This window comes from Stenotrophomonas sp. YJH_SMC_58 (assembly GCF_059369635.1).
In genome coordinates, this window is the sequence record NZ_JCAFSW010000004.1 from 330,956 (window position 1) to 357,367 (window position 26,412).

A 26,412-nucleotide genomic window follows, 5' to 3' on the forward strand; every position below is an offset into this window, starting at 1 on the left:
GTCGACGGGTTTTTGTATACTTTTTTTCACTCTATCGGGGGAATGGGATCCAATGCGTATTGAAACGATCCGGCTCGCGGGCTTCCGCTGTTTCGGCCCGGAACTCATGGATGTTTCGCTAGCACCGGATGTGACGGCCATCGTGGGTGCCAATGCCTCGGGAAAGACTGCTCTTTTGCAGGCGCTGTCCAGGCTTTTCGGTGTGAGCCGCGCGCAGCGGACGGTTCTGCGTTCGGACTTCCACGTCAGCGCTGAGGCCAATCCGGATGATCGGCAGCCGAAACAGTTGTTCATCGAGGTGCTGTTGGGCTTTCCCGAACTGGCGAAGGACCAAGCCACTGCCGAGACGATTGCCCCGTGCTTCCGGCGAATGTTGATCGCGCGAGAAGGGGCCGGCCCGGTATGCAGGATTCGGCTAGAGGCGACCTGGGAAGATGATGGCACTGCCGAGGGGGAAGTCTCCCAGGAAATGTTCTGGCTGGATTCGCTGGAGGCTGAACCCGGTGTCGATGCCCGGTATCCCGTCTCCGCGTCGGATCGCGGATTGATCCAGTTGTACTACACGCCTGCCAGCCGTGACCCTGCGGCGCAGGTCAAAGCCACCGCCGGTGCATTGGCGGCTCGGCTGCTGCGGGCCATCGAGTGGTCCGAGGGCACCGAGGGGGCCGTGGAGAAGGCCGCCCAGGACCTCTCAGCGGCGTTTGGGGGAGAGCCTGCAATCGTCGCCATTGGAGAGGTTCTTCGGAAGCGGTGGGCGGATCTGCACGATGATCTCGTGGATACGCGACCGCGGCTGAGCCTGGTCAGCCGACGCTTTGAAGAGGTGATCCACAAGATCACGGTCATTTTCGAGCAGGGGGCAGATGGGAAGGAGCGTAGTCTGGATGTCCTGAGCGATGGCCAGAAGTCGCTGTTCTACTTCGCCCTGGCCGCCGCTGTATTTGACTTGGAGCGACAGGTCGCGGGCGGAAAACTCAAGGGCTTCGGGGATGATCGGCTTCGTATCCCTGCCCTGAGCATCTTTGCGCTGGAAGAGCCTGAGAATCATCTGTCGCCCTACTTCTTGGCGCGGATCATTGAGCAGGTGCGTTCTCTGACGCAGGGGGAGGGTGGCCAGGCACTCATTACCAGTCATTCCCCGGCTGTGCTCAGTCGTGTCGAACCCAATGAGGTCAGATACTGCCGGCAAGGTCTGAAAACCCGAATCTCCACAGTCAGAGCCATTCGACTGCCGGCAGCCGCAGACGAAGCATCCAAGTTTGTTCGGGGCGCACTGCTTGCCTATCCAGAACTGTACTTTGCCCGGTTTGTCCTCCTTGTGGAGGGGGACTCCGAGCGCATCGTCCTGCCCGTGTTGGCCAAGGCCCTGAACCTCTTCATCGACCCTGCCTTTGTGGCGATTGTTCCGCTAGGGGGACGGCATGTGCAGCATTTCTGGTTGCTGCTCAAGCAACTGGAGATTCCCCATGCGACGCTGTTGGATCTGGACCTTGGCCGGGAGGGAGGGGGCTTTGGTCGGATCAAAACGGCTATCGAAAGACTCATCGATTACGGTGTATCCAAACCGGACCTTCTGGGGACCGGCCAAAATGCGCTGACGGATGAGCAGTTCTCGCAGATGCACAGCTTTCAGACGAAGGAGGCCGTGAAGCATCTGGCCGGCTGGATGACCCATCTTGAGAAGCACGATGTGTACTTCTCTGCACCACTGGATCTTGATCTGGCCATGCTGACCGCGTTTCCCGAAGCCTACGCCGCCATCATTCCTGCGGGCGGAGGTCCACGCACGACCGTAGAGGTGGCGGCCAAGGTCGTTTTGGGGGAGGCTGGACCAGGAATGGCGCTCTTTGAAGAGCGCTACCCTGACGCTCCGCCCTTGTTCCCAGCCTATCGGTACCATTTCCTGACCCACAGCAAGCCGGTGACGCATCTGGCTGCGATGGCCAAACTCAAGAGCGAGGAGATCGCGCAGGCAATGCCCGAGGTATTGAGGCGGCTGCTCAATCACATCCAGGCCTCTCTCAAGCAGGGGCGGTAAAGATGATTTCCTCCAGGCGAGTACGACCGGAAAACTGGTCGCCGATCGGGGTGAAGGGGCTGGAGGACAATGCACTGGAAGTGGTGCACTCTCTGGAGAACCGGTCTGTCATCGCCGGTCCAGGCGCCGGCAAGACCGAGCTGCTGGCTCAACGGGCCGCTTACCTGCTCCAGACCGGCTTGGCGCCGGCGCCGAGACGGATACTGGCGATCAGCTTCAAGCGTGATGCCGCTGAGAATCTGGCTTCTCGCGTTCGCCGGCGAAGCCATCCCAGCCACGCTGAGCGCTTGGATTCGATGACCTTTGACGCGTTCGCCAAGGGATTGGTGGATCGCTTTGGCCAGTCGCTACCTGCTCGGTGGAGGCCCAGTGCCGACTATGAACTTCTGAACACCAACGATCGGCTCTATCGGGAGTTCTTGGCCGGACTAGAGGGCATTCCATCGACCGTTGGTACCGACGGGGATGTGCGGGCGATCTTGCCTCGTACTTTTGAGCGAAGTTTTCTACTCGGAGCGCCCTTGCCCATTGACGGCTGGCAGGTGCCCACCGTCGGGCAATGGGCAGCGGCGCAGTTCTGGCAGCAGTCGCTGTTTGCGGGCAATCGTAGCTACCTCTCGTTTCCGATGCTGGGGCGCTTGGCCGAGTTGATCCTTCGGGTCAATCCCACGGTGAAGAAGGCCTTGCAATTGACCTATTCCCATTTGTTCATGGATGAGTTTCAGGACACCACGCCGGTTCAGTACGGCTTGGTTCGGGAGATCTTCCTGGGTACCGATTCAGTGGTCACTGCGGTCGGCGACAACAAGCAGCAGATCATGCGATGGGCCATGGCAATGTCAGATCCGTTCGGCGTCTTTGAGGCGGACTTCAAGGCCCAAAGAACGCCGTTGTACAACAACTATCGTTCCTCCCCGGAGCTGGTCAGGATTCAGCATGTGCTGGCCAAGGCGCTGGATACGAAGGCGGTCGAGCCTGTCTCGAAGGCGACGGAAAACGTCGATGGCCAAAGCTGTGAGATATGGAATTTCAGCACACCTGAAATGGAAGCGCGCGCGCTGGCCCACTATGTGGTGGATCAGATGCAGCGTCGCAACCTCACTCCACGCGACTTCGTTCTCTTGGTTCGGCAGAGGGCTGACGACTATGCCGACGTGCTTGCACCGATCTTTGAGCAGGCGGGGCTCTCCTTGCGCAACGAAGCGGGCAAGGTAGGGGAGGTGAGCCTGCAGGAGCTTCTGGCCGAAGAGGCCTCTCAGTGGGTGGTTGATCTGCTGCGGCTAGCGATGACGGAGCGTTCGGGTCGCTATTGGTCGGCCTGCCAGGAGACATTGGCTTGGTTGCGGGGAGCGTCCGGCGAGGACGAGCTCGTCCAGAGTAAGCTTGCTCGGGAGTTGGACGCCTTTGCGCTCGCGCTCCAGGCTCAGCACCCCGCGCCCCCCGGGTTCTTGGCGGATGCCGAGGCAGTGGTTGACGCGATAATCCAATTCCTGGGTGGCATGCGCCTGACCGCCATCGTCCCGTCCTATCGCCAAGGCGATTGGTTTCTCACCGTACTTGAAGCGGTGTCGGCGCATTTGCTTTCGTCCTCCAGAGGGAAAGCGACGTGGGAGGAGGCGCTGGATGTGTATGAAGGCCGACATGCCGTTCCGCTGATGACGATACACAAGAGCAAAGGGCTCGAGTACAACACGGTCATCTTTGTCGGGCTGGACGATGGAGCCTGGTGGAGTTTTGCGAACGACAAAATCGAAGCCACGGCGGGCTTCTTCGTGGCATTCACGCGCGCAAAGCAGCAGGTCATCTTCACCTACTGTCGTCAGCGTGGGGCAAAGGACAAGATCGCTGAGCTCTATGCGCTACTTCAGTCGGCAGGGGTAGGCAGCAGAAACATCGCCTAGTGAATGAGGGGGCGACCACGACGAATGGGCCCTCAATGAGGCTCGTTCGTGGCGGGATCGACGAGGGTTCGGGGAGGATGGCGGCAGAATGTGGCGGAATGGGCTATAAGGGAAGCCCCTGTCCCCACGAGGAGTACGCCTTTGGCTCTGACGACCGTCCAATCCATTGAAGCGGAAATCAAATCGCTGATCGCCCAGAAACGTTTGGTGGAGGAGCGCGACAAGGAGGTGCCCAAGGCCATTGCGGTATTGCAGACGTATGCCGCCGTGCTGACCGCTGTTCAGCGCCGGAAGATCGCCTCGCTTGTCGATCCGGAGGTCGAGGCTATGGCGGCGCGTACGCCGCGCAAGGTCGCCCGCCCCCTCAAGGGTCGGAAGTTGGGCAAGGTGTTGCCGAAGTATCGGCTCCCTTCCGGGGAAGAGTGGTCCGGCCGCGGGTTGACGCCGAAGGCCTTCGTGGCGTGGTCTAAGAGCGTAGAGGGACGGTCTTGGATCAAGGCCAACCCTGGCGTGAAGTTCCCGCTCGCTAATGCCAAGGGCTCTGCGGCGGTGAAGACGAAAGCGCCGAAGAAGGCTGCCAGGAAGCGTAGCGCGACGAAGACTCTCAAGAAGACCACGACCAAAGCACGCACAAGGCGCGCTGCTGCGACGAGCTAAGTTGCCTGAAGGCCGCTTGTACACGGCGAGCGGCGAGGCAGGGTGCCGCGGGCAGGGAGCGCAGCTGGCACCCTTCGAGCGAGTCTGGAGCGGCGCGAAAGGAGGGGGAAGGCTTTGTGGTGGTTGCGGCCGTGATGCCAAGGCGAATGGGTCGGGCCTTAGGATCCTCGATACCGGCATCGCGATGGTGATGGCTGTGCTGTCTGTCGATGTCGCATGGCAGACATTTTCTTATGCTTCGCGTGGCAGATGCTGCGCGGCACGCCAGAGCACGCCGCTCGGATCGAACAGCGTGAAGTCACGCATCGCCCAAGGCTGATGTTGTACATCATCTCAAAGTGCGGCGTGGAAACGTCGGATCCTTCCGCGCGAAGTTCTCTTCTAGCGAACGTTGATGTCAGTCACCCAAACGTTGATGTTGGGGCGCTGTCGCCTTTCCGTGTGAAGAGCGAGGGTCTTAGAAGGCAGCGTGGATGCCTGCTTGGTGAGCGGCAGAACCCTTTCCCTACACCGGATCGCGCAGCGCATAGGAAGATGCCGCCTATCGCAACCTGGATTGAACGTATGTGCGCATCGTTGCGAGGGCAATGGAATGGCCTCGATTCAGGAGTGCGCAGGCTTTGCATGGCACGTCGTTTCGCTGTTCGATCAACTGCCCGGATCCCTCGCAGCCCAACCATCACATTCGCCAATCGCTGAGACGAGCTATCTCGAAAAGCGATTGGAAAGGCATTTTGCGACCGAGTTTCGTCTGCTAGTGATGTTCCTAGGAGTTTCAACCTCAACCAAGGAAATGGATGCACATGTTGAAACCTGCACTTCTTGGTATCTTGGGTTTGGCCAGCCTGGGCTTCATGGCGGCCGATGCGAATGCCACCGCTGTACGCTGTGAAACGTGTCGAATCGATGGCGACTATCGCGCGGAGGCGGTTCGGCTCGGCCCCGGCACCCACCTGGTCTACAACGTGGGCGCCAATGAGATTCAACAGTACTACGTGGATACCGTCTCGGGCGGCGGAGGTGACGTAGGCATCATTCCTGCCGTCGCGCCTGTCGTGATGCGCCAGACCCCACCGCCCGGCGCGGTCGAAGAGGTGCGCCGTGCCAATCGCGTCGAAGTGGAGGGCGGTGGCACCCTCCGCCCGACGTACGTCGTTCCCATCGACATCCTCGGCCTCAATCCCAGCGCCAGTCAGAAGACGGCCTATGACTACGTCCAGGACTACAACCTGCGCGCCATGGTGGAGTCGGCCGCCGGCAGCACATCGCTCGATCATCGTCGGCGCGCCTACGCGGTTCGGTCGCATTCCGTCACAAGAACGCAGCGAGCTGATTCAAGACAGTCTCGTAGGCGTCTGTCTCGCCAGTACGCGCTCGATGCAGGGCCATCATTGCGCGCATCTCTGCAAGGGAGGCGCGGTTGCGATCATCGATCTGCGTATCGCGGCCCACCAACTGTTCGAGCGATTCCATCACACGCTCTACGTTCCCCCAATGCGCCAGGTGCATCGCATGGACATAGGCCTCATGGAAAACCTTCTCCTGGCGTGCTCCCGGAAGCATACGAATCAGGTCGTCTAGGAGTTTGGGGTCGAATTTTCCGGCTAGGCGCTGCTTGGTCGCAACGATCGCGTGCGGCAGTGCCCAATTGGGGTACAACTCGCGGGCACGCGCAGCCTCCGGCACCACAGCCTCCGCGTAGGTACCGATCACTTGGAAGAACGCGTTGAAGGCAAACATTGGGGGGCGCTCTGGCGCGAGCGCTGCGGTGAGCAGCGCCTCGACTCGCGCCCGACGTGCGGCCACGCGTTGCGCCACGTCGGTATTTCCGAGTCCCCCGCGTATCCGCTGCCCAGAAGAGCCGCCCAAGACCCAGGCCAGCATGGCCAGGGCCTCTGGATGCGTTCCGACGTTGGCCTCGCTCAACAACGCTTCGGCGCCGGCATCGTCGTCCTGCATGCCGAGACAGAAGCCATGCTTGGCGCGCTCAGTCGGACTGGAATCGGCCAGGGCCGCATAGCTTGAAGCTGCCGCGGCATAGTCCTTCGAAAACAGGGCGCGATCGGCTTCGCTCCAATGCGCGGGTGGCGCGGCATTGGCTGATCGTGCAGAGAGCACCTCTCCCAACGTGGGAGAAGCACTTGACGGTGGCGGGCGTTGGGGCATCGGCGGCTCGTCTGTCCTATTGGTCGATTGCTTGAGCCAGAGGGCAGAGACCCCCGACTCATGCAGCAACCACAATACAGGCCGAGTGAGGCCGTCGCGACCGCCTGGCTAGAGTGCGCTTCTTCCTTTGAAAGCGGGAACGCTGGCCCCTGCGGCTTCAAGGACACCAGATCCTGGGTCCTTCGGGCGAGTCTCGACTGATCGGCGAGCCGACCCGGGTGAAATCCCTATCAACGGCTACCCTGTACTGGCCGACGGACCCATCGGCTCGGGTGGGGGTGTATCGAGTACGCGGGTTTGTTCGAGGGACGCAGCGATCAAGTGTCCTAGGAGGGATGCCCAAGTCCCAAAGAGCTCGCCCGGCGAGGTACATGAAACCTCGCCGGGCGATTGCACCCTGTCGGAACCAAGGTGCGTCGCCACTATAGAGCCAGGGTGATTCGCTGCGGACGCATCCCGTGAGATAAGTGCTATCGGATGATCAGATGGATTCGCCTGCTGCCATCCTAGCGTTCGTAGGGCAGGGGAGGACGCGTCTATCGAGTGCTGCCATGTTCGTTGGGGCGGTGCCGCAGGTGATGTTCATAGTGGTCCGCAGTGAACTCCCACATCCGGACTCCGTTCAGGACGTAGACACGACCGAACACGGCAAAGATGGCGGGCAGCCGTGAATCCGTTAGGAAGTATCGGGCGGCGGTATCGGGGACGACGTGAGGAACAGGCCAGTTGTCGTAGATCAGGAGCCAGGTTTCATCACCTCTGTCATAACCGGGAAGGGTGACCGATCCGGCCTTGCCAAGGGCGAAGTAGGCCATCGCGTCGGCCCACTCTCGCTCGGGGCTGTCACCGACCCATCCATCGCCAGGTTCGTCAGCTTCGATCTCCTTCAAGAGGCGCTTGGTCGATCTTTTCCCTTCGCCCAGGGTGGCGTGCGAAACAAAATGTCCGCGGCTGTCATCGCCCTGCTCGCGAAGCGCCGACTTCTTCGCCTCATTGGTCGTTATGGCTTCGACATGTTCGATGGCGATGCGTTCTTGGCCATCAGTGATGAGGAAGTCCGGACGGTCGCCGTGATCGACTAAGAGAGGAAACTGAAAGCGTGACGCAGGGATCGAGAGCAGCAAATGGACGATGGCGTAGCGTTCCACATGCTCGGACCGTCGTCCCTCTGTGCGTAGGGGTACTTCGATGTCCAGTTGCGAGATGAGCCGCCGAAGCTCATGAATGTCGCTGGCACGAGCCAGCGGCAGCCGTTGTTGCGTCCGCATTGTCAATTCCTTTCGTGCGCGGTGTACCCAATTGCGATCATTCGAGTCCAGCCTGCCATTGTTGCAAGAGGTGTCAGCGTCGCGGTAAGAATGCCGTGGAAGATTGGCTCCGGCCAGAGGTGCGTCTCGCAGGCGTTTGATGTCCAGCGCTGCAGGGCCACGAACCGGTGGCGGGCAGGTCGCGTCGAACTGGCGCGAGATGACTTGGCCGACGGCACCGGCTCTAGGAGGGTAGTCATGTTGCCACGCATTCCCTCCAGGGCATACCGCGGCACAGAAGGCAGATGCGAGGAGGTCTGCCGAGCAAGCCGACGCGCTCGCAGCGCGGCCGACTGCGCTATCCTAGGCCCTGATTGATGGTAGGCCGATGCTCCGCAAGCCCGCGTCAGCAAAGGTCTTGCGCTTCTGACGGTAATAGCGACGGTAAGGGCCTCTGTCGATCAAAGCCAAACCCTTTAGCCACGCGGACTTGCGTGGTCTGTTGATGATCGAGTGGGAATGAGTTGAGAGAACGAGGGCGCCGAGAGGCGCCCTTTTCTGTGAAAGCGCGATCCCCTCACCGTTGGGGAGATGATAATTCGAGATGCGCGGGCGCGCTTTGCGAAGAAGCTATGGGTCAGTGCGTTGGCATTTTCGAAAAATGCTCTCGCTCAGAATGCCTGCCTGTTTTACAGTGGGTGCCTCTCGAAGCAATCCTAGCTCAGTGAGCCGAAGTCGAACCGCCGCTTTCGAAACTTTGAAGTGATGCGATATGGCGGAGCAAATGACTAGGAATGAGTCTATGTTGCATTTCTGGTCATCGAGATAGAGAAGGCCGAATCCTCTATCTTTTATTTGACGCTTGCTCGTTTGTTTCCTTACCTCTGCGATAAATGCGCGCTTAGGTAAAAGTAGGCAAGTGGCGAAGTAGTTTGCTTGCCACTCAAGACGGGCTATGGCGGAGATGGTAATGCCGCTGGGCTGGTCGATGGCAGTATCTGAGGCTCTTAGCTTCTCGCGCTTCATAAATCTCCCATGGTCTAAGTAAATGTGACCAAGTTCATGGGCGAGCGTAAATCGCCTCCTTTCGTCGGTTCCAGATTGGAAGTCATCAATTTCAATCTTCAACGGGTCAAACGAAAGTTCTGCCAAGACGCCTTGAGGAAGGGTGGTGGAGTGTACGATGAGTCCTCGTTCGTCCTGAAGACTGAGGCAAAGATCCTCTAGAAGGGAAGCAGGGTGGCTGCGCGCCGCCTTCAATATGCAAGATCGGGCAGTGGCCTCGATTAATTCGGATGACAAGAATGGAATCCACTCCCTGCTTCTTTCCTGTTGGTATGAGCCTGGGTCTATATTTAGTTCCGCTACCAATTCCGGGGAGTCAAGAATCATTTCATAAGTTAGATCGAACAATGAATTTGTTCGATCTTCTCTGAATGCGCAATGATAATCAAAGTAGCGGCTCACATATGTGTCGGAGGTGAGTGCTTCCCAGTCGACGGTTGAATGGAAGAAAGACTTTTGAGCCCGAAGCTCTGAAGGCGCCCTGCGGAGTATCCATTCTAGATCTCTGTCCGGAAAATATCTCGCCACTCCCATTCGCTTTGACCGAGCAAAGGTGAGCGCGCCTTCTTGGAAAGAGTTTGAACTTACAATGACAGCCTTTGTGCCTGCAGCTCCAACTTGTTCAACCTTTTGAAAAAACTCTTCTAGGTCGCTGACCGGAACCTTGTGCGAGTAATTCTTGCATTCATAAACTAAAAGAATTGACCATTCCGATGCTCCTGGCATCCAGAATTCTAATGAAACATCAAAGATAATATCCGATCCGCGATCCTTTGAGTAATAGCCCTTCTTCTGGAAGACTCGGCAGCAGGATTGGTCGATTCCAAATTTACCAGTGGCAATATCTTGGGTCAGTTGACGGTAAACCGCATCCTCCAGTGCATTTCCTTTCTGGACGGAGGTCTGCGCTGATGGCGATATCTCGATCATGGTAGCGGGCAGGTTGCTGGCGGTCACTGATGCTGTGGATCGTCTCATGTATTGGTCGCCAATCCAACATCCGGGCTTGCGGTGCTATAGTCGCCAGAACTACACTAGAATTGTCCAGCTAGTCTCTGGGTATGCGAATGATCCGTCGTAAACAGATGACCGAGATTGCTGTTTCCCTCCCATCGCAGGGTACATTGCTTGTACATCCAAAAGATTTGGTGATGATCGACGGACTGCCCGATGATCTCCGGGAGTTGGCGGAGGAGTGCCATGTCTACATTATTGGGAAGCGACCTCGGCTGCGCTTCGTTCCTGGTTCAATCAGGGTTGGAGAAGGGCGTACTGAAGGCGTTATGGAGTATAGCGAAGGAGGTTTCTGGCTCCCAATAAAGTTCGCCATGGAGGGCGAGTTGTCGCTGGAGCTTGCCTACTCACCATTTCCGCATCGTACGATTGATTTGATTCGAGATGAAAAGGTGGTGCATACCCTCGCGGCATATCTCATGCCAAGTCTCTTCGCGTGGACTGATACGCCTGCGGTTAGGAATTTGGAAGTCGTATATGTTGGAATGGCGTATGGAGATGGCAGTCGCTCTGCGAAGGATCGTCTCAAGGGACATGCTACTTTGCAGCAGGTCCTGGCGGACATCAGTGCTGATGATCCAGAGTCGGAAGCCATGATCGTTATGGTTCAATATGATGATCCGATTGCTATTTTTCAGTTCGATAGCGATGGCGGCAGCTTGGATGATGCTCCAGATCGAGACCCTGTGGCTGATTTGGAAGCGATTGGGTCAGGTTTGGGTCGGCGGGTAGAGATCTGCTTGGCTGAGGCTGGGTTGATCCGATATTTTCAGCCAAAGTACAATGAAAAATATAAGAGCCACTTTCCGAGTTCTGCTCATTCAATCACTAAGCGGCTTTACGATATAGATATAGCTGGGTTATCCGTGGAAATAAATACAGAGGATCTGGATATCAGGCTCTATAGCCACGTCCGTCCTCATGGCTACCATCACATAGCCACTTATGATCTGCATGATCCTAGTGAGAGGCGTAGCTTCTACGCCTTTTTAGAATCATCTTCCAGTTATAGGGCAGAGAATTTTTCAGGCCCTGTGTTCTAATGCGAAGGTTTGCGCGCTTCTAACCGAGCGATGAAAGGGTATGGGGGCGGCCTGACAGGAATCTGTGTCGCTGAGCTTGGCCGAGTGTGTTGCCTCGAAGAGCAAATTGGGAAAAATCCTAATTTACTCCGGCCTAACCTCCCGACAAGCCCACTCAACCAACCCGCGGCAAGCCAGAAACAGCCCATCCACAACCCCCTCATCCAAATGCCGCTCCGGCTCCGCGGCCACCCGGCAGCGGTCTGCCGCGTGCAGCAGCTCCAGCACCGTCAGTGCGCCAACCATCGCGCGCTCACTTCTAGCCAGGCTCACGCGGCGGCCGGGTGAGACATCGGTTTCCGGCCAAGGATGCCCATCTGCACCCTCGCAGCCGCGCATGCGCTTGAGAATGCCGAGCAGGGAGTTCAGGTCGGGCAGGGGAGTGTCGTCGTTGATGGGTTCAACAACGGTGTACGAGGAGAAGGTGTCGGATTCGTTCATGGCGTCGGCTTCCGTGGCTGTGCTTAACAGCGCCACCGTGAAGAGGTGGCGGACGATGCGTGGCTGCAAACCGGAAGAAGCGATGTCATAAACCGGTGGGCCCGAAAGCCCCCACGCACCGCCCGCCAGAAAGGCCGACGGATTGCCCGCCGGCACCGGTTAAGGACGGTGCCGACGGGCAAGCGCAAACTACAGACATCGCTTTCTTCGGGTTTGCAGACCCGAGCCACCCGTTGTCGGTGGCGCGCCATGGTGTTTACGCCGCCGCTCCGAATGCCAATAGAAATTCGCGAAGGAATCGTCGAATCCGAGAGCGAAGAACTATTGTGGCACGCACCATTCGTGCAGCACGCGACGCCAGCAGACGCATTCGCGCAGCTGCTCCGCTGATGGCGAATCAAAGTGGCGCAATCGCCCATGCCACAAGCGAATAGCGCGACAGCCTTCTTTGCAACAGTTCTTAGTCCGCCTCGCCAAGCAACGGCACGCGATCAGCCGCACATCCCGAAAAGCGGTTCAAACCCGACACCACCAACGAGCCTCCTAACTTCAACCAACGCTATCCTCAGCCGCGCTCCCCACCAGCAACTCAATCATCGCCCGCGCCGCCGCCGACTGCCGCCGGTGCGGCGCATAGATCACCGAGAACGGCCGCGACCGTCCTCGCAACTGCGGCAACACCTCCACCAGCTGCCCACGCTGCAGCCGCTCGCGCACGATGAACGCATAGCTCTGGCAGATGCCGATGCCCTGTTCGGCCAGCGACACCACGCCCAGCACATCGTCGGAGGTCTCGATGGACGAACGCGGCAGCCAGTCCACATCGCGCCCGTTGTCGCGGAAGATCCACGGGGCCAGCCGCCCGGTGCGCGGCATCACAAACGGCAGGCACAGGTGCTGCTGCAGGTCGTCCAGCGTCTGCGGCGTGCCGCGGCGCTGCAGGTACTCCGGTGAAGCCACCAGCAGCAACGGCGCATCCTCCAGCTTTCGCCCTACCAGCCCGCTGTCCGGCAGCTGGCCCAGGCGGATGGCCAGGTCGAAGCCTTCGGCCACCAGGTCCACGTTGCGGTTGGTGATGTTCAGTTCCACCTGCACCTGCGGGTACTGCTGCGCAAAGCGCGCCAGCACGGGCGGCAGCCGGTAGTGGCCATAGGTGGTGGGCACGCTCAGGCGCACGCGGCCGGCCAGCGCACCGTCCTGGGCCAGTACGTCGCGCTCGGCGTCGTCCAGCAGGCCGAAGGCGGTGCGCACCTGTTCCAGATAGAGCCGCCCGGCGTCGGTCAGGCCCACGCGGCGGGTGGTCCGCTGCAGCAGCTGCCGGCCCAGCCGCGCTTCCAGGCGGGTGACCGCGCGGCTCAGCACCGAGGGCGTGGTGGACAGCGCGACCGCCCCGGCGGTGAACGAGCCGTGCTCGACCACCGCCAGGAACACCTCCACATCGCCCAGGTAGTCGAACTTGCGGCTCATTTGGCTCTCCGGGGAACAGATGTTTTGCGATGGGGCCAATTTATCGCCGCTGGGGCGATGAATAAAGTGGGCGCCATTCCCCGATAGGAGTTCCCCCATGAACCTGATGACCCGGCTGGCCGCAGCGCTGGCCCTGACCCTGGCCGCCAGCGGCGCGCAGGCCGCCAACGTGCTGGTGGTGCTGTCCGACGAGAACCACCTGGACCTGAAGGACGGCAAGGTGCTGTCCACCGGCTTCTATCTCAACGAGCTGATGCAGCCGGTCAAGCTGCTGCTGGACGCGGGCCACGAGGTGACCTTCGCCACGCCGCAGGGAAGGGCGCCGACGGTCGATGCGTCCTCGGTGACGCCGGCGTACTTCGGCAACGACGCTGCGCAGCTGACGCTGCACAAGGACCTGCTGGAGAAACTGGCGCTGACCTCGCCGACGGCCTCGCCGGTGGTCAGCCTGGCGCGCGTGGAGCAGCAGGGCTACGCGCGTTTCGATGCGGTCTACATTCCCGGTGGCCACGCGCCGATGCAGGACCTGCTGAAGAGCCCGGCGCTGGGCCGGCTGCTGGCCGACTTCCACCAGCGCAACAAGACCACCGCGCTGGTCTGCCACGGGCCGATCGCGCTGCTGTCCACGCTGCCGGATGCGGCGGGTTTCGTGGCGAAGCTGGAGGCGGGTGCGATGCCGGCCACGCCTAAGTGGATCTACAGCGGCTACCGGATGACGGTGATCAGCAACCAGGAGGAAGAGCAGGCCAAACCGCTGCTGGGTGGCGGTGAGATGAAGTTCTACCCGCAGACGGCGTTGCAGCGGGCGGGTGCGACGATCAGCAGTAACGCCACGCCGTGGACGGGGCATGTGGTGGTGGACCGCGAGCTGATTACCGGGCAGAACCCGGCTTCGGCGCTGGAGGTGGGGCAGCGGTTGGTGGAGCGGTTGAAGTAGGGCGGATTCAGCATCGCATGCGGTGCCGTGGCACCATGGTGGGCTCGCCTCGTTCTTCCGGGCGGGGCCGTTTTCCCAGGGAAGCCCTCGAACACGACATGCGAACGTCCATTCACTTCATTCTCTCCGCCCTGTGCCTTGGCTTGCTGTCCGGCTGTGCCAGTGGCCCGGAGGAGCACGCCTCAAGCCGCGAGATCACCAGTGCGTTCGTGGCCGACGACGGCCAGCTGTACCTGTTGCCGCGCTATGACGAGCCGATGCGCTTCAATGCCGCGCCGTTCCGCGAGTACCGGGCGCTGATGGACAGCCCGCTGCGCGAGGCGGTGGCCTGCGCGCAGATGTACTTCCATGAGGACTGGCGCGACCCGGCCAACAAGGCCAAGGTGCACGGCAGCTATGCGCTGCTGCTGCGGCCGGAGCAGGTGACGCCGGAACAGGCCGCGCAGTTCAAGCTGGAGCGGATTGAGGTCCCCCCGCGCGAGGCCAAGGCCGTGGAGGAGCGGGCGCGCTACTACCTGCCGATGGACCGGACCCGTTACGCGCTGGCGTTTGACCGGGCCTGCAATCTTTCAAGAAAGGGCGGCAGCTATTACAGCGCGCTGTTCGAGGGCGACGGCGAGCGGGTGAAGTTGCCGGATGCTACGGCGCTGGCAGAGAAGGGGAAGCTGGTACAGCCGATCAATGCACGGGCGCAGCGGATCCTGCCGGAGAGGGAGGACAAGCCGGGTGTGGGTTCGGCGGCCGGCAAGGTGCTCGGCGCGGCGCTGATCCCTGTGGCGGTTCCGGTGTTTGTGTTGAGCCTGCCGTTCCTGGGGCCGGATCATTGGAAGTGATGGGGCGCTGAGGGAGAGCATCCACGCATGGCGTGGATCTACTTGGGTATCGCCTGAAAATTCATCCTGGAGATCTGTGTGCCCAGCACGCTGGAAACTGTTTTGAAGACCGTAGGTTTCATTGTCCTTGCGGCACTTCCGTTGGTGATCCTCTGGTTTACCCTTCGGCGAATGTCGGCAACTGCTCGCTCGTCCGTAGAGACGGGGCTGCGTTTGCATGCTCCGCGCCGGATTTCCGGCAGGTCCATGACCTTGGTGATGGTGGATGGGAAAGAGGATCGGGAGCACTACTTCTTTGATGCGGCGTCCTTTTACCTGCGGCGTGGGCCAGTGCCCACGGCGGTTCCGCTTTCGCAGATCACCTCAGTCACACGAACGTCCGACAAGATCTACGGGCGCTATGTCTGGCAGGTGTGCTTCAGCAAAGCATCGGGCAGAAAGTGCGTGACGTTCACCAGCAACCTGACGCTGTTCAACCGCGATTTCCTGCTGTTCCTGGAGGCGGTGCGGAAGGCCAATCCGCTGGCGTCCGTTGATCGGGCGGGCATCCGCTTCTAGCTGTGGGCCGACTTGAGGGTGTCAGTTAAAGCGGCGAGCCGGTGACGCTACACTGGCCGCCTGTGCCCGACGGAAGCTCGCTCATGTTCTCTGGAAAGGTTGCAGTGGTCACCGGCTCCACCAGCGGTATCGGTCTTGGCATCGCCACCGCGCTGGCACGGCAAGGCGCGGACATCGTGCTGAATGGCTTCGGCGATGCGGCGGAAATCGAGCGCATCCGTTCCCAATTGGAAGCCGAGTTCGGCGTGCGCGTGGCGCATGACGGTGCCGACCTGTCCCGTGGTGAGGCGGTGCGCGGAATGATCGAAAACGCCGTCGCGACGATGGGGCGCATCGATATCCTGGTGAACAACGCGGGCATCCAGCACACCGCGTCGATCGAGGAATTCCCGGTCGAGAAATGGGACGCGATCCTGGCGCTGAACCTGTCGGCGGTGTTCCATGCCACGGCGGCGTCGTTGCCGCACATGAAGCAGCAGGGCGCCGGCCGCATCATCAACATCGCGTCGGTGCACGGGCTGGTTGGCTCGGTGAACAAGTCGGCCTATGTGGCGGCCAAGCATGGCGTGGTGGGGTTCACCAAGGTGACCGCGCTGGAGAATGCGGGCACCGGCATCACCGCCAATGCCATCTGCCCGGGCTGGGTGCGAACGGCGCTGGTCGAGCAGCAGATCACCGCATTGGCCGAGCGCGAAGGCACGGATCAGGAGACCGCTGCGCGTGCGCTGCTGGCTGAGAAGCAGCCCTCGTTGCAGTTCGTGACGCCCGAGCAGCTGGGCGAGATGGTGGTGTTCCTGGCCTCGGACGCGGCAGCGCAGATTACCGGCACGGCGCTGCCGGTGGATGGGGGCTGGACGGCGCGCTAGTTGGCCGGCTGCGCTTTGCGCTGCAACATCGGCAGCGCCACCAGCGTAGCGAGAATGGTGAACAGCACCAGCGACGAGCCGACCGTGCCGAAGCCCAGGCCGCCCTTTTCCAGCGGCTTGGTGAGCAGGTCGCCGAAGGTGGCGCCGAACGGGCGGGTGAGCACGAAGGCGATCCAGAACAGGATGACCCGGTTGATGCCCTTGATGCGGCTGGCCAGTGCGGTGAGCGCGATGAGGCTGCCGATCAGCAGTGCGCCGCCGGTGAAGCCCAACCCGGAATCGTCGGCGAGGAAATCCCCCAGCGCGGTGCCGAGCGTGTTGGAGAACAGCACGGCAGTCCAGTAGAAGCCTTCGGCGCGGCGCGATGCGATGTTGCTGACCGAGATCGACTTCTCTGACATGCGCCAGGCCAGCAGCACCAGCGCCAGGCAACCGGCCAGCAGGCTGGCGCCGGTGGCGTAGCCCAGGCCGAGCGTGCGGTCGATCAGGTCCGACAGGGTGGTGCCTGCGGTGCTGGTGGCCAGCACCACCGACCAGAACAGCACCGGGTGGAAGCGCCGTGCCGACAATTGCAGGGTAAGCAGGCCGGCGAAGACCGTCAGCAGGATGGCCGAGCTGGCCATATAGCCCAGGTTGAGCGTCATCGACAGCAGGTCGCCGGCGGTCTCGCCGAGGGTGGTGGCGGCGATCTTCATCACCCAGAAGCCGAGGGTGACCGCCGCCACCTTGCTGTGCAGGGAATCTGCGTCTGAAGCACGCATCGAACGTCGCCTGGGGAGCCTGCCGGTGATGCTGTGACGGGCGCCGTCGGAGCGCGGTCGGAACCGGGTTTGGCGAGGGCGAGCGTGGGGGCGGCGTTCAGCCGGTGCTGGCGGGGGCCGGCAGGCGTGCCAGCAGGGCGTCCCAGTCGGCCACGAAGCAGCCGTTGTGCCCACGGTTGCACTCGGTGATCCACGCGTCCAGCGATTCGCTCTGTGCGCGGTAGCCGCTGACATCGCCCAGGACGGCGAAGTGCAGGCGGTAGTTCACCAGCATCTGCAGCCATTGCCCGGCCATGCCGGAGCGCAGCTCGAAGAAGTCTGCCGATAGGCGCTGCACCGGCACGGCGATCCACTCGGCCTGGTGCCCAAGGGCATCGCCGACCAGGTCGCGCAGGGCGTTGCCATCCAGAAGCGGGCCTGTATCGGCGCTGCGCAGGACGCGGGTGCTGCCGATCTGTTCGACATGTGTGTGCATCGTGCGCTCTGAAGTTCGTATCGTACGCCCAGTATGGCCATGGGAGAGGCCAACAGTAAGCAGATACAGCATGAATCTCGCGAACGAACGCGCTAGGCTGCGCCGGGCGCCCGCACGAGGCGGGTTCACGATACCGGGAAAGGGCATGGCAGGGTGGAAAGGACGTTCGTTGTTGATGGCGGTGCTGGTGTGTTCGGGTCTGCCGGCCGCGGCCGCCGAGCTGTGCACGGCCAGCGCCTACGGTGACGAGCAGGGCAACATCGTGGTGCTCGGCGCACCCGCTGCGGCACCGGCCACGGGCCAGCGCTATCTGATGCTGGACGGGCGACGTGGCGCCACCGGTGATGCCAACGCGCCGGTGAGCTGCAGCGGCGATGTGGTCAGCTTCAGGACGCCTGCGGGAGCCACGCAGCGCTGGCAGCGACTGCCGACCCGCGATACCGATGCAACGTTCATCAGTGCCGGAACAAAACTGGTCGGGCAGCTGATCGAACCAGCTGGTCCGGCCGACTCCAAACGGCCGTTGGTGGTGCTGGTGCACGGCTCGGAACGCACGATGGCGGTGGCGGCCATCTACCAGCGCATGCTGGTGGCCCAGGGCATTTCGGTGTTCGCCTACCAGAAGCGTGGCACCGGCGATTCGGAAGGCGAGTACACCCAGAACTTCGAGCTGCTGGCTGACGATGCAGCGGCGGCGCTTGCCAAGGCACGTGAGCTGGCGGCGGGGCGATTCGGTCAGGCCGGCTACTTCGGTGGCAGCCAGGGCGGGTGGATCGCGCCGCTGGCGGCGACGCGCTCGCAGGCCGATTTCGTGGCGATCGGTTTCGGCCTGGTGGTGTCGCCGATCGAGGAGGACCGCGAGCAGCTGTTCGACGAGGCACGCCGCATGCAGCTGGATGCAACGGCGATGAAGCAGGTCGGCCAGCTTTCAGACGCGACCGCGCAGTTGATGCGCACGCATTTCAACGAAGGGTTCGAGGCACTGGCCAGGGTGCGTGCGCAGATCGGTGCCGCGCCGTGGGCGAAGACGATCAACGGCGAATACAGCGGCGATATGCTGCGCATGAGTGACGCTGACCTGCGCCGGATCGGTCGCGCGCGATTCGACAACCTGGAGCTGATCTGGGACTACGACGCCGAGGCCGCGCTGCGCCGCCTGAAGGTGCCGTTGCTGTGGGTGCTGGCCGAGCAGGACCGCGCCGCGCCGATTGCCGCCACGCGTTCGATCCTGTCGCGACTGCGCGCGTCGGGGCAACCGATCGACACCTACCTGTTCCCGGATACCGACCACGGCATGGTCGAGTTCCGCACCGATGCCGAGGGCAACCGGGTGTCGACGCGGATCACCGACGGCTACCTGCGCCTGCTGGCAGATTGGATCAAGCAGGATGTGCATGGCAGTTATGGACGTTCGCGCAGATTGAGCGATTGACCGGATGGGGAGCGCTGGCGGCGGATGGCGCGCCGCCGCCGATTGCGGCACGACTCAGTTCGGCTTCGCAAATACGTCCAATCCCTTGCCGGTTTCCAGCAGCGACTTCAGGCTCGACAGCACGATCGGCCAGCCCTGGCGGATGCCGGTATCCATGCCGCTGCCCGGTTCCAGCTCCTCATGGGTAACCGTCAGCCGCACCATGTCCTGGTAGGGCACGATGTCGAAGGTGACGCGGCTGTAGGCATCCGGGTTGTCGGCCTGCGAGGCGGCGGCCCAGGTGATGACCAGGCGCGAGGGCGGGGTGCTTTCCACCACTTCACCGACCAGCTCGACCGAGCGCGTTTCGTTGGCACGCACGTGCTGCCAGCGCGAGCCGGGCTTCCAGTCCGAGACGTTCTCGTGGCCCCAGTAGCGGCTGGCGATCTCGGGGCGTGTGATGGCCTCGAACACCTTCTGTGGCGTGGACGCGATGTAGATCACGTGGATGAAGCGGGTTGACTCTGCAGACATCGTCATTCTCCTTCCAGTTCGCGTTTCAGGTCATGCAGCAGGCTCAGGCGCTGCTGCTCGAACTTGCGTACCCAGCGTTCATAGACTTCATGCAGCGGCACCGGGTTGATGAAGTGCAGCTTCTCGCGGCCACGGCGCACAGTGCTGATCAGGTTGGCGTCTTCCAGAAGACCCAGGTGCTGGGTGACCGATTGCCGGGCCATGTCCAGGTGCTCGCACAGCTGGCCCAAGGTCTGGCCGTTGTCTTCGCAGAGCAGGTCCAGCAGCGTGCGGCGCGTGGGATCGGCCAGCGCCTTGAATACCTTGTCTGCATTCATGCGGGACGTCTTCAGTTCCAGTTGTCGATCCTGACGTCGTGGGGGTTGGGTTGGCCGTTGCCGGTTTCCAGCAGTGCCTTCAGGCTCATCAGGAACACCGCCCACTTGGTGCTGCAGTGGGAGGTGAACTCGACGCGCTCTTTCCAGCCTTCATGGGTGAACAGGACGATGCAGTAGTCGCCTTCCTGTTTCAGCGCGAAACGCGCACGCGTGCCGATCCATTCGGCAGGGCCGGCCAGGAACTTCCAGAGCACCAGCTCGCCGGGAATGAGCTGTTCCAGCTGCATTTCCATGGCACCGATTTCCTGGCCGTTGTTCGTGAAACGCGCCTTGACCGTGCCGCCGACGTTGCGGTCGCCGTGGGCGTCTTCTGCCCACCAGGCGGCCACGCCTTCGGGGGTGGCCAGCGCCTGGTACACCTGGCTTGCGGGGGCCTTGATGCCGACCCTGTGTGCGATATCCACCATTGCAGCTTCCTCGCATGGGCAGGCAGGTGCCGCCCTTGGGATGGACTATATGCAGGTAAATGCCTGCATGTCAAATCCAGCCCAGGGACTTCCGACCCTGGTAGTGCCGGCCGCTGGCCGGCATCCTCGTGACAGCTGATTGACGCGTTGACAGGAGTACGTGCATGACTGAAACAGGAGAGGACACCTTGACCATCCGCCGCGCCAGTGCGGCAGATGCCCCTGCGGTGCTGGCGCTGTTCGATGAGGTGATTGAATGGTTCGTGTCCATTGGCAATCTGCAGCAATGGGGCAGCGAGCCGTGGTCCACGGTGCCGCGCCGGGTCACCCAGGTGACCGATGCGTGCGCGCTGCCTGGCGCATGGGTGGCCCAGAACGAGCAGGGTGAGGTGCGTGCGTTCCTGGCGCTGGGCGAGTCGATGCCCTATGTGCCGGCGCCCGATGGGCCGGAGCTGTACGTGCGGGTATTGGTGGCCTCGCGTGATGCGCGCGTGCGCGGCATTGGCCGTCGCCTGATGGCGTTTGCCGATGAGCAGGCGCGCGCTGCCGGCCTCGACCATCTGCGCGTGGACTGCTATGGCGGAGGCAGCGGTGATCTGGTGGGCTTCTACGAGTCCTGCGGCTACACGCGAATTGCGCCGTTCAACGTGGACGGCTGGCCAGGCATGCTGCTGGGCCGCCAGCTCTGACGCCGCTGCGTCATTCGGTCGCAGCATGCATGCAGGAATCGGTACATCGGTTCGGCGCTAGAGTGGGGTCACCCCCTCCAGGAAGGAGCAGCGCATGTACTACAGCAGTGGCAACTACGAAGCCTTCGCGCGCCCGCGCAAGCCAGCCGGTGTCGATGGCAAGCGCGCCTGGTTTGTGGGGTCGGGGCTGGCCTCGCTGGCCGGCGCCGCGTTCCTGGTGCGCGATGGGCGCATGGCCGGTGAACGCATCACCATTCTTGAACAGCAGCAGATTCCTGGCGGTGCGCTGGATGGCCTGAAGGTGCCGGAAAAGGGTTTCGTGATCCGTGGTGGCCGCGAGATGGAAGATCATTTCGAGTGCCTGTGGGACCTGTTCCGCTCGATACCGTCGCTGGAGATCGAAGATGCCAGCGTGCTGGACGAGTTCTACTGGTTGAACAAGGACGACCCGAACTATTCGCTGCAGCGCGCCACCATCAATCGCGGCGAGGATGCACACACCGATGGCCTGTTCACGCTGACCGAGCAGGCACAGAGGGACATCGTCGCGCTGTTCCTGGCCACCCGTCAGGAGATGGAGAACAAGCGCATCAACGAAGTACTGGGCCGTGATTTCCTGGACAGCAACTTCTGGCTGTACTGGCGAACTATGTTCGCGTTCGAAGAGTGGCATTCGGCGCTGGAGATGAAGCTGTACCTGCATCGCTTCATCCACCATATCGGCGGCCTGCCGGATTTCTCGGCGCTGAAGTTCACGAAGTACAACCAGTACGAATCGCTGGTGCTGCCGCTGGTGAAGTGGTTGCAGGACCAGGGCGTGGTGTTCCAGTACGGTACCGAGGTGACCGACGTCGACTTTGATCTGCAGCCGGACCGCAAGCAGGCCACGCGCATCCATTGGATGCATGACGGTGTAGCCGGTGGCGTGGATCTCGGCGCGGATGATCTGCTGTTCATGACCATCGGTTCGCTGACCGAGAACTCGGATAATGGCGACCACCACACTGCGGCACGCCTGAACGAAGGCCCGGCGCCTGCCTGGGACCTGTGGCGCCGCATTGCCGCGAAGGATGACGCGTTCGGGCATCCGGATGTGTTCGGCGCGCACATTCCAGAAACCAAGTGGGAATCGGCAACGGTGACCACGCTGGATGCGCGCATTCCGGCCTACATCCAGAAGATCGCCAAGCGCGATCCCTTCAGCGGCAAAGTGGTGACCGGCGGCATCGTCAGCGTGCGCGACTCGCGCTGGCTGATGAGCTGGACGGTGAATCGCCAGCCACATTTCAAGAACCAGCCCAAGGACCAGATCGTGGTCTGGGTGTATTCGTTGTTCGTGGATACGCCCGGCGACTACGTGAAGAAGCCGATGCAGGACTGCACCGGCGAGGAGATCACCCGCGAGTGGCTGTACCACCTGGGCGTGCCGGTGGAGGAGATCGACGAGCTGGCGGCGACCGGCGCGAAGACAGTGCCGGTGATGATGCCGTACATCACGGCGTTCTTCATGCCACGCCAGGCAGGTGACCGCCCGGACGTGGTGCCGGAAGGTGCGGTGAACTTCGCTTTCATCGGCCAGTTCGCCGAATCGAAGCAGCGCGACTGCATCTTCACCACCGAGTACTCGGTGCGCACGCCGATGGAGGCGGTGTACACCTTGCTGGGGATCGAGCGTGGCGTGCCGGAGGTGTTCAATTCCACGTATGACGTGCGCTCGCTGCTGGCCGCGACCGGGCGCCTGCGTGATGGCAAGGAACTGGACATTCCCGGGCCAGCGTTCCTGCGCAACCTGCTGATGAACAAGCTGGACAAGACCCAGATCGGTGGTCTGCTGCGCGAGTTCAAGCTGGTGCAGGAGGACTGAGCGGGGCGTGGGTAGCGCCGGGCCATGCCCGGCGAGCCCGGCAGCGGGTAGTTGACAGCGTTTCAACCTACTAGTAGATTGGCGAAATGAAAGAGTCGCTCTCGCCCAAGGCCCAGGAGATCCTGACCCATGCCCGTTCGCTGCTGGAGGCCGGTGGCTACAACGGTTTCAGCTACGCCGACGTGTCCGCGCGGGTGAACATCAGCAAGGCCAGCATCCATCACCACTTCCCCAGCAAGGCGGACCTGGTGCGCACGGTGGTTGAACTGTACCGGGCCGAGGCGCGCGAAGGCCTGGCGCTGCTGGACCGGCAGCTGGACGACCCGCTGCAGGAGCTCAACGCCTATGTGGAGTACTGGTCCAGCTGCATTGCAGGGGGGACGTCGTCGTTCTGCATCTGCGCGATGCTGGCAGCGGAGGCGCCGATGATCCCTGCGGAGATTGCCGATGAAGTGCGCGGGCATTTCGAGGATCTAAGCGGGTGGCTGACGGTGACGCTGGAGAAGGGCGCGGCGCTGGGCCAGTTGCGCCTGCAGGGTTCCCCTGCGGACGAGGCCAGGGCGTTCATGTCCTCGGTGCACGGCGCGATGCTGGCCGCGCGCGGTTTTGGTGACGCGGCGACCTTCGCGGCACTGGCACAGTTGGCGATCGCGCGGGTGAGTGCGGCGCTCTGAGAGATGTGTGGTGGGCCTGCGGCGACGCGGGCCTTCTTTTTGAGTCCAATGCCTACCTACTAGTAGGTTCATTCTATCCCTGGAGATGTCCCATGTCCCACCCTCTGTCCACGCTTGGCGTGATCCATACCGCTGTCAGCCTGATCCCGGTGTTGAGTGGCCTGTATGCCTTCATTCGCCATCGCGCAATCGATCCCGCCACGCGCGCGGGCAAGCTGTACCTGGTGGGGCTGGTGCTGTCGGTGGCCACCTCGTTCACCGTGTCCAGCACGGGCGGGATCAACCCCGGCCACGCATTCGGGGTGATCGTGCTGCTGGTGGCATTCGGCGGCGTGCTGGCCGCGCGGCTGCGCTGGCTGGGGCGCGCAGCACCTTATGCATCGACGTTTGCGCTGTCTTTCAGCTTCCTGCTGTCGTTGGTGCCCGGCGTCAACGAAACGCTGACCCGCGTGCCGGCAGCGCATCCGATTGCTGCCGCGCCGATGGCCCCGGTGGTGCTGCACACGCTGCTGGGATTGGCTGCGGTGTTTGTGCTGGGCTTTGCCGCGCAGTGCTGGCGCATGCGGTCTCAACCGGTTCGCAGGCGCCCTTGAGCAGAGGCACCTCAGTCCCGCACGGCCATTTCAGCCAGCAACGACTGCGGTTCGATCAGCGCAGCCGAACGTGTGGCATCCACCCGAACATGCCGGCTGCAGAAGTTGAACACCCGACCCTCGGCAGGCGCGGATACGTCTGGCGTTGCGTCCGGCGTCTCGATCTCCAGCACTTCATCCACCGCCAGCGCCAGGGTTGCGCTACCGGCGTTGATCAAGAGCACGGCAGGGCTGCCGCCACCGAATGCCGGTTGACCGCTGAGCCTGCGCAGGTCGGCTACCGGCAACGGCTGCCCCCGTACCTCCAGGGTCCGCCGGCCCTGATGATCTGCGGGGCCGAAGGTCTCGGGGCCGCGTATTTCCACGGCAGCCTGGACGTCGATCGCGAACAGGGCCGTGCCTGCACGCAGGACGACGACCTCGAACAACTCGGCGGGCGAGGCACGTGTTTGCGTTGAAGGTTGAGCGGGTACAGGCATGCTGTGGATCTGGCAGGAACGATGGGTAACGCGGCTTGAATGATGACGTGTGCAGGGAGCACGCGGCCGCGTGGGACTACGCGCGCAAGGCGGCGGTTCAGCTGGATCCGACGGGCGCATGGTGCGCACTGAGCGGGCCGATGCGCGGAAAGTGCGGACGCAGCAGGCCGACGAGCTGATCCATGCCCGGAACGGAATGGCCGAATTCGTCCCATCGCGCATTGACCAGGCCGGACACCACGACCTGCCCGGTCTCGATGCGGGTCATGGCCCAATAGGGAACAGCACGCGTGCTGATCGCCATGTCCAGTACCGGCACGATGGCAGCATGCGATCGGCTGTCATGGATGCGGCGCTTGACCGCCTCCAGCCCGTCGGGAGGGCCTTCGACGTACTGGAAAAACCGGTGCCCATCGACGAGCAATGCACCGGTCACGTCCATCCGGCGATTGAACGCGGCGGATCGGGAAACGATCTGCCGGAGGATTTCATCGGAAAGCCCAGCCGACATGTGGCTGGAGTAAGCAAATGCGTGGAGCATGGAAGGGGCTTCGTGTGACGCCCATCACTATACGTGGGTCTCCACCGTCCGCCGTGAGCCTTTTCTCACGTGGCGCTGGAGAGCGCTGAGCTGGATCAGCAACCCACCAGCCGATCCGCGCCAACACCGCCGCGATGCTGGCTGCGGTACTCGGTAGGGCTCGCATCGACCTGGCCACGGAAGTGACGACGGAACGATTCCTGCGAACCAAAGCCAGCCTGTTCTGCGATCCACTGCAGCGGCCGGTCGGTGGTTTCCAGCAGCTCACGGGCGTAGGCCACGCGCTCGCGGATCAGCCAGTCGATGGGCGACAGGCCGGTGGCCTCCAGGAACTGCCGCTGCAGGGTGCGTTGGCTGAGTGCGGCCTGCTCGGCGAGGCTGCCCAGCGAGTGCGGCTCGCGCAGGTTGCGGCGCATCCATTCCATCAGCCTTGCCAGGCGCGTGGGCTCGCCATGGGGAATGGCGCGGCTGACACGCTGGCTGCGTTCGGCATCACGCCACGGCGCCAGTACCAGCCGTTCGGCCACCAGGTTGGCCACGCGCGCACCGTAATCCTTGCGCACCATGTGCAACATCATGTCCATGCCGGTGGCCGAGCCGGCCGAGGTGATGATGCTGCCGGTGTCTACATACAGTGCATCTTCGCGCACATCGATGCGCGGGAACTCGCGTGCCAGCGCTTCGGTGAGGCGCCAGTGGGTGGTGGCCTGGCGGCCATCGAGCAGCCCGGCCCACGCCAGCACGAAGGCACCGGAGCAGATCGAAGCGATGCGCGCGCCACGGCCGTGGGCACGGATGAGTGCATCAAGCAGCGCCTGTGGCGGGCGCTCGCTGGGCTCGCGCCAACCGGGAATGACGATGATGTCGGCGTCATCAACTGTGCTGAGGTCGTAGGGAAGCTGCACCTGCGTTCCGCCAAGCATGCGCAGCGCACCCGGTTCACCCGCGCACAGCTGGGTGCGGTACCAGGCCACGCCGAGTTCCGGCCGCACCGGCGCGAACAGGCCAACCGCACAGCCGAACTCGAACAGGCCTTGGCCGTGGCAGGCAACGATGGCGACGAGCGGTGCGCTGGGATCGGCGGGTGGGCTGGGCATGGCTTGATGCTACGGGTGCAGATGCGGGGCGCTGCGTGGTGCGAGGGCATGAGGTGATGCCTGTGGAGCATGTGCACGGGGGCATTCGTCTGGCCTGGGGCACCCGACGGGGTAGAGTCGACTGTTAGTCGACTGCTGTTGGCGATACCGCCTGGAAGCCCGCGCTGCGCGCGATAGTCGACTGACAGTCGACTCTACCCCCGTAGGTTGTCGCCCGCCGCCCGCCGCCCGCCGCCCG

The 26,412-nt window shown here is 62.3% G+C and carries 26 protein-coding genes; 13 read left to right on the forward strand and 13 right to left on the reverse strand.

Annotated features, from left to right (window positions below):
- Window positions 1-52: 52 nt before the first annotated feature.
- The 3 genes from AC5P68_RS08195 to AC5P68_RS08205 all read left to right on the forward strand — a co-directional run bounded on the left by AC5P68_RS08195 (window position 53) and on the right by AC5P68_RS08205 (window position 4,596).
- On the forward strand, window positions 53-2,038 hold the full coding sequence (locus AC5P68_RS08195; RefSeq protein WP_495216670.1) for an ATP-dependent nuclease: 1,986 nt from the start codon (window positions 53-55) through the stop codon (window positions 2,036-2,038).
- Window positions 2,039-2,040: 2 nt separating this feature from the next.
- Complete coding sequence (locus tag AC5P68_RS08200; RefSeq protein ID WP_495216671.1) at window positions 2,041-3,939, forward strand: UvrD-helicase domain-containing protein; 1,899 nt, start codon at window positions 2,041-2,043, stop codon at window positions 3,937-3,939.
- Between the two features lie 141 nt (window positions 3,940-4,080).
- Complete coding sequence (locus tag AC5P68_RS08205; protein WP_495216673.1) at window positions 4,081-4,596, forward strand: H-NS family nucleoid-associated regulatory protein; 516 nt, start codon at window positions 4,081-4,083, stop codon at window positions 4,594-4,596.
- Window positions 4,597-5,907: 1,311 nt separating this feature from the next.
- On the opposite strand, the gene AC5P68_RS08210 is transcribed toward AC5P68_RS08205, so the two are convergent.
- From AC5P68_RS08210 to AC5P68_RS08220, 3 genes are all read right to left on the reverse strand, one after another.
- Window positions 5,908-6,714 (reverse strand): hypothetical protein, encoded by an 807-nt coding sequence (locus AC5P68_RS08210; protein ID WP_495216675.1) that lies wholly within the window; start codon window positions 6,712-6,714, stop codon window positions 5,908-5,910.
- A gap of 584 nt (window positions 6,715-7,298) precedes the next feature.
- Window positions 7,299-8,030 (reverse strand): hypothetical protein, encoded by a 732-nt coding sequence (locus AC5P68_RS08215; RefSeq protein ID WP_495216677.1) that lies wholly within the window; start codon window positions 8,028-8,030, stop codon window positions 7,299-7,301.
- 609 nt (window positions 8,031-8,639) lie between these two features.
- Window positions 8,640-10,031 (reverse strand): ImmA/IrrE family metallo-endopeptidase, encoded by a 1,392-nt coding sequence (locus tag AC5P68_RS08220; RefSeq protein ID WP_495216679.1) that lies wholly within the window; start codon window positions 10,029-10,031, stop codon window positions 8,640-8,642.
- Window positions 10,032-10,159: 128 nt separating this feature from the next.
- Here AC5P68_RS08220 and AC5P68_RS08225 point away from each other — a divergent pair, with 128 nt between their 5' ends.
- Window positions 10,160-11,131 carry a hypothetical protein gene (locus AC5P68_RS08225; RefSeq protein ID WP_495216680.1) on the forward strand — a complete coding sequence of 324 codons (972 nt, stop codon included), beginning with the start codon at window positions 10,160-10,162 and terminating at the stop codon, window positions 11,129-11,131.
- A 123-nt stretch (window positions 11,132-11,254) separates the two neighbouring features.
- Here AC5P68_RS08225 and AC5P68_RS08230 read toward each other — a convergent pair whose 3' ends face one another.
- Entirely contained in the window at window positions 11,255-11,611 is a 357-nt protein-coding gene (locus AC5P68_RS08230) for a hypothetical protein (RefSeq protein WP_049449683.1), read from the reverse strand.
- A 549-nt stretch (window positions 11,612-12,160) separates the two neighbouring features.
- Window positions 12,161-13,078 (reverse strand): LysR family transcriptional regulator, encoded by a 918-nt coding sequence (locus AC5P68_RS08235; RefSeq protein WP_495216682.1) that lies wholly within the window; start codon window positions 13,076-13,078, stop codon window positions 12,161-12,163.
- Between the two features lie 97 nt (window positions 13,079-13,175).
- Here AC5P68_RS08235 and AC5P68_RS08240 point away from each other — a divergent pair, with 97 nt between their 5' ends.
- The 4 genes from AC5P68_RS08240 to AC5P68_RS08255 all read left to right on the forward strand — a co-directional run bounded on the left by AC5P68_RS08240 (window position 13,176) and on the right by AC5P68_RS08255 (window position 16,272).
- Window positions 13,176-14,015, forward strand: coding sequence for a type 1 glutamine amidotransferase domain-containing protein (locus AC5P68_RS08240; protein WP_495216684.1), 840 nt, complete (start codon window positions 13,176-13,178; stop codon window positions 14,013-14,015).
- Window positions 14,016-14,113: 98 nt separating this feature from the next.
- The gene (locus AC5P68_RS08245) at window positions 14,114-14,848 is read left to right on the forward strand and encodes a hypothetical protein (RefSeq protein ID WP_495216686.1); all 735 of its coding nucleotides are present in this window, start codon (window positions 14,114-14,116) and stop codon (window positions 14,846-14,848) included.
- A 78-nt stretch (window positions 14,849-14,926) separates the two neighbouring features.
- Window positions 14,927-15,406, forward strand: a complete 480-nt coding sequence (locus AC5P68_RS08250) for a hypothetical protein (protein ID WP_414497905.1) — start codon at window positions 14,927-14,929, stop codon at window positions 15,404-15,406.
- Window positions 15,407-15,489: 83 nt separating this feature from the next.
- On the forward strand, window positions 15,490-16,272 hold the full coding sequence (locus AC5P68_RS08255) for a 3-hydroxybutyrate dehydrogenase (protein WP_033834644.1): 783 nt from the start codon (window positions 15,490-15,492) through the stop codon (window positions 16,270-16,272).
- Here the strand turns inward: AC5P68_RS08255 and AC5P68_RS08260 are convergent.
- Window positions 16,269-17,033, reverse strand: coding sequence for a COG4705 family protein (locus AC5P68_RS08260; protein WP_033834645.1), 765 nt, complete (start codon window positions 17,031-17,033; stop codon window positions 16,269-16,271). The genes AC5P68_RS08255 and AC5P68_RS08260 overlap by 4 nt on opposite strands.
- Window positions 17,034-17,130: 97 nt before the next feature.
- Complete coding sequence (locus AC5P68_RS08265) at window positions 17,131-17,508, reverse strand: DUF4180 domain-containing protein (RefSeq protein ID WP_049403163.1); 378 nt, start codon at window positions 17,506-17,508, stop codon at window positions 17,131-17,133.
- A 145-nt stretch (window positions 17,509-17,653) separates the two neighbouring features.
- On the opposite strand from AC5P68_RS08265, the gene AC5P68_RS08270 reads away from it, so the two are divergent.
- Window positions 17,654-18,940: an alpha/beta hydrolase family protein gene (locus AC5P68_RS08270; RefSeq protein WP_049452671.1), complete on the forward strand. Its 1,287-nt coding sequence runs from the start codon at window positions 17,654-17,656 to the stop codon at window positions 18,938-18,940.
- 54 nt (window positions 18,941-18,994) lie between these two features.
- On the opposite strand, the gene AC5P68_RS08275 is transcribed toward AC5P68_RS08270, so the two are convergent.
- Genes AC5P68_RS08275 through AC5P68_RS08285 form a run of 3 tightly spaced genes read right to left on the reverse strand, consistent with a single transcriptional unit; the run spans window position 18,995 to window position 20,237 of the window.
- Window positions 18,995-19,453, reverse strand: a complete 459-nt coding sequence (locus AC5P68_RS08275; RefSeq protein ID WP_005409329.1) for an SRPBCC family protein — start codon at window positions 19,451-19,453, stop codon at window positions 18,995-18,997.
- 2 nt (window positions 19,454-19,455) lie between these two features.
- Window positions 19,456-19,770 carry an ArsR/SmtB family transcription factor gene (locus AC5P68_RS08280; RefSeq protein ID WP_005416268.1) on the reverse strand — a complete coding sequence of 105 codons (315 nt, stop codon included), beginning with the start codon at window positions 19,768-19,770 and terminating at the stop codon, window positions 19,456-19,458.
- Window positions 19,771-19,781: 11 nt separating this feature from the next.
- Window positions 19,782-20,237, reverse strand: coding sequence for an SRPBCC family protein (locus AC5P68_RS08285; RefSeq protein ID WP_414497907.1), 456 nt, complete (start codon window positions 20,235-20,237; stop codon window positions 19,782-19,784).
- Window positions 20,238-20,401: 164 nt separating this feature from the next.
- Between AC5P68_RS08285 and AC5P68_RS08290 the strand changes: the two genes are divergently transcribed.
- From AC5P68_RS08290 to AC5P68_RS08305, 4 genes are all read left to right on the forward strand, one after another.
- Window positions 20,402-20,926: a GNAT family N-acetyltransferase gene (locus AC5P68_RS08290; protein ID WP_049452675.1), complete on the forward strand. Its 525-nt coding sequence runs from the start codon at window positions 20,402-20,404 to the stop codon at window positions 20,924-20,926.
- A 94-nt stretch (window positions 20,927-21,020) separates the two neighbouring features.
- Window positions 21,021-22,790, forward strand: coding sequence for an oleate hydratase (locus AC5P68_RS08295; protein WP_231522761.1), 1,770 nt, complete (start codon window positions 21,021-21,023; stop codon window positions 22,788-22,790).
- A gap of 86 nt (window positions 22,791-22,876) precedes the next feature.
- Window positions 22,877-23,464: a TetR/AcrR family transcriptional regulator gene (locus AC5P68_RS08300; protein ID WP_049395871.1), complete on the forward strand. Its 588-nt coding sequence runs from the start codon at window positions 22,877-22,879 to the stop codon at window positions 23,462-23,464.
- Window positions 23,465-23,556: 92 nt separating this feature from the next.
- A complete protein-coding gene (locus tag AC5P68_RS08305) occupies window positions 23,557-24,057 on the forward strand; it encodes a hypothetical protein (protein ID WP_414497908.1) in 501 nt (166 codons plus the stop codon).
- Window positions 24,058-24,068: 11 nt separating this feature from the next.
- On the opposite strand, the gene AC5P68_RS08310 is transcribed toward AC5P68_RS08305, so the two are convergent.
- The 3 genes from AC5P68_RS08310 to ftrA form a co-directional block, all read right to left on the reverse strand.
- A complete protein-coding gene (locus AC5P68_RS08310) occupies window positions 24,069-24,536 on the reverse strand; it encodes a chemotaxis protein CheW (protein WP_423373346.1) in 468 nt (155 codons plus the stop codon).
- 97 nt (window positions 24,537-24,633) lie between these two features.
- A complete protein-coding gene (locus AC5P68_RS08315; protein WP_414497910.1) occupies window positions 24,634-25,077 on the reverse strand; it encodes a BLUF domain-containing protein in 444 nt (147 codons plus the stop codon).
- A 95-nt stretch (window positions 25,078-25,172) separates the two neighbouring features.
- A complete protein-coding gene (gene ftrA, locus AC5P68_RS08320) occupies window positions 25,173-26,174 on the reverse strand; it encodes a transcriptional regulator FtrA (RefSeq protein ID WP_087803600.1) in 1,002 nt (333 codons plus the stop codon).
- Window positions 26,175-26,412 lie beyond the last annotated feature (238 nt).

Bases quoted from the DNA above. Each gene is read 5' to 3' on its own strand.
- AC5P68_RS08195 (WP_495216670.1), top strand. From the start codon at position 53: ATGCGTATTGAAACGATCCGGCTCGCGGGCTTCCGCTGTTTCGGCCCG.
- AC5P68_RS08200 (WP_495216671.1), top strand. From the start codon at position 2,041: ATGATTTCCTCCAGGCGAGTACGACCGGAAAACTGGTCGCCGATCGGG.
- AC5P68_RS08215 (WP_495216677.1), bottom strand. From the start codon at position 8,030: ATGCGGACGCAACAACGGCTGCCGCTGGCTCGTGCCAGCGACATTCAT.
- AC5P68_RS08225 (WP_495216680.1), top strand. From the start codon at position 10,160: ATGACCGAGATTGCTGTTTCCCTCCCATCGCAGGGTACATTGCTTGTA.
- AC5P68_RS08230 (WP_049449683.1), bottom strand. From the start codon at position 11,611: ATGAACGAATCCGACACCTTCTCCTCGTACACCGTTGTTGAACCCATC.
- AC5P68_RS08235 (WP_495216682.1), bottom strand. From the start codon at position 13,078: ATGAGCCGCAAGTTCGACTACCTGGGCGATGTGGAGGTGTTCCTGGCG.
- AC5P68_RS08240 (WP_495216684.1), top strand. From the start codon at position 13,176: ATGAACCTGATGACCCGGCTGGCCGCAGCGCTGGCCCTGACCCTGGCC.
- AC5P68_RS08245 (WP_495216686.1), top strand. From the start codon at position 14,114: ATGCGAACGTCCATTCACTTCATTCTCTCCGCCCTGTGCCTTGGCTTG.
- AC5P68_RS08255 (WP_033834644.1), top strand. From the start codon at position 15,490: ATGTTCTCTGGAAAGGTTGCAGTGGTCACCGGCTCCACCAGCGGTATC.
- AC5P68_RS08260 (WP_033834645.1), bottom strand. From the start codon at position 17,033: ATGCGTGCTTCAGACGCAGATTCCCTGCACAGCAAGGTGGCGGCGGTC.
- AC5P68_RS08265 (WP_049403163.1), bottom strand. From the start codon at position 17,508: ATGCACACACATGTCGAACAGATCGGCAGCACCCGCGTCCTGCGCAGC.
- AC5P68_RS08270 (WP_049452671.1), top strand. From the start codon at position 17,654: ATGGCAGGGTGGAAAGGACGTTCGTTGTTGATGGCGGTGCTGGTGTGT.
- AC5P68_RS08275 (WP_005409329.1), bottom strand. From the start codon at position 19,453: ATGTCTGCAGAGTCAACCCGCTTCATCCACGTGATCTACATCGCGTCC.
- AC5P68_RS08280 (WP_005416268.1), bottom strand. From the start codon at position 19,770: ATGAATGCAGACAAGGTATTCAAGGCGCTGGCCGATCCCACGCGCCGC.
- AC5P68_RS08285 (WP_414497907.1), bottom strand. From the start codon at position 20,237: ATGGTGGATATCGCACACAGGGTCGGCATCAAGGCCCCCGCAAGCCAG.
- AC5P68_RS08290 (WP_049452675.1), top strand. From the start codon at position 20,402: ATGACTGAAACAGGAGAGGACACCTTGACCATCCGCCGCGCCAGTGCG.
- AC5P68_RS08295 (WP_231522761.1), top strand. From the start codon at position 21,021: ATGTACTACAGCAGTGGCAACTACGAAGCCTTCGCGCGCCCGCGCAAG.
- AC5P68_RS08300 (WP_049395871.1), top strand. From the start codon at position 22,877: ATGAAAGAGTCGCTCTCGCCCAAGGCCCAGGAGATCCTGACCCATGCC.
- AC5P68_RS08305 (WP_414497908.1), top strand. From the start codon at position 23,557: ATGTCCCACCCTCTGTCCACGCTTGGCGTGATCCATACCGCTGTCAGC.
- AC5P68_RS08310 (WP_423373346.1), bottom strand. From the start codon at position 24,536: ATGCCTGTACCCGCTCAACCTTCAACGCAAACACGTGCCTCGCCCGCC.
- AC5P68_RS08315 (WP_414497910.1), bottom strand. From the start codon at position 25,077: ATGCTCCACGCATTTGCTTACTCCAGCCACATGTCGGCTGGGCTTTCC.
- ftrA (WP_087803600.1), bottom strand. From the start codon at position 26,174: ATGCCCAGCCCACCCGCCGATCCCAGCGCACCGCTCGTCGCCATCGTT.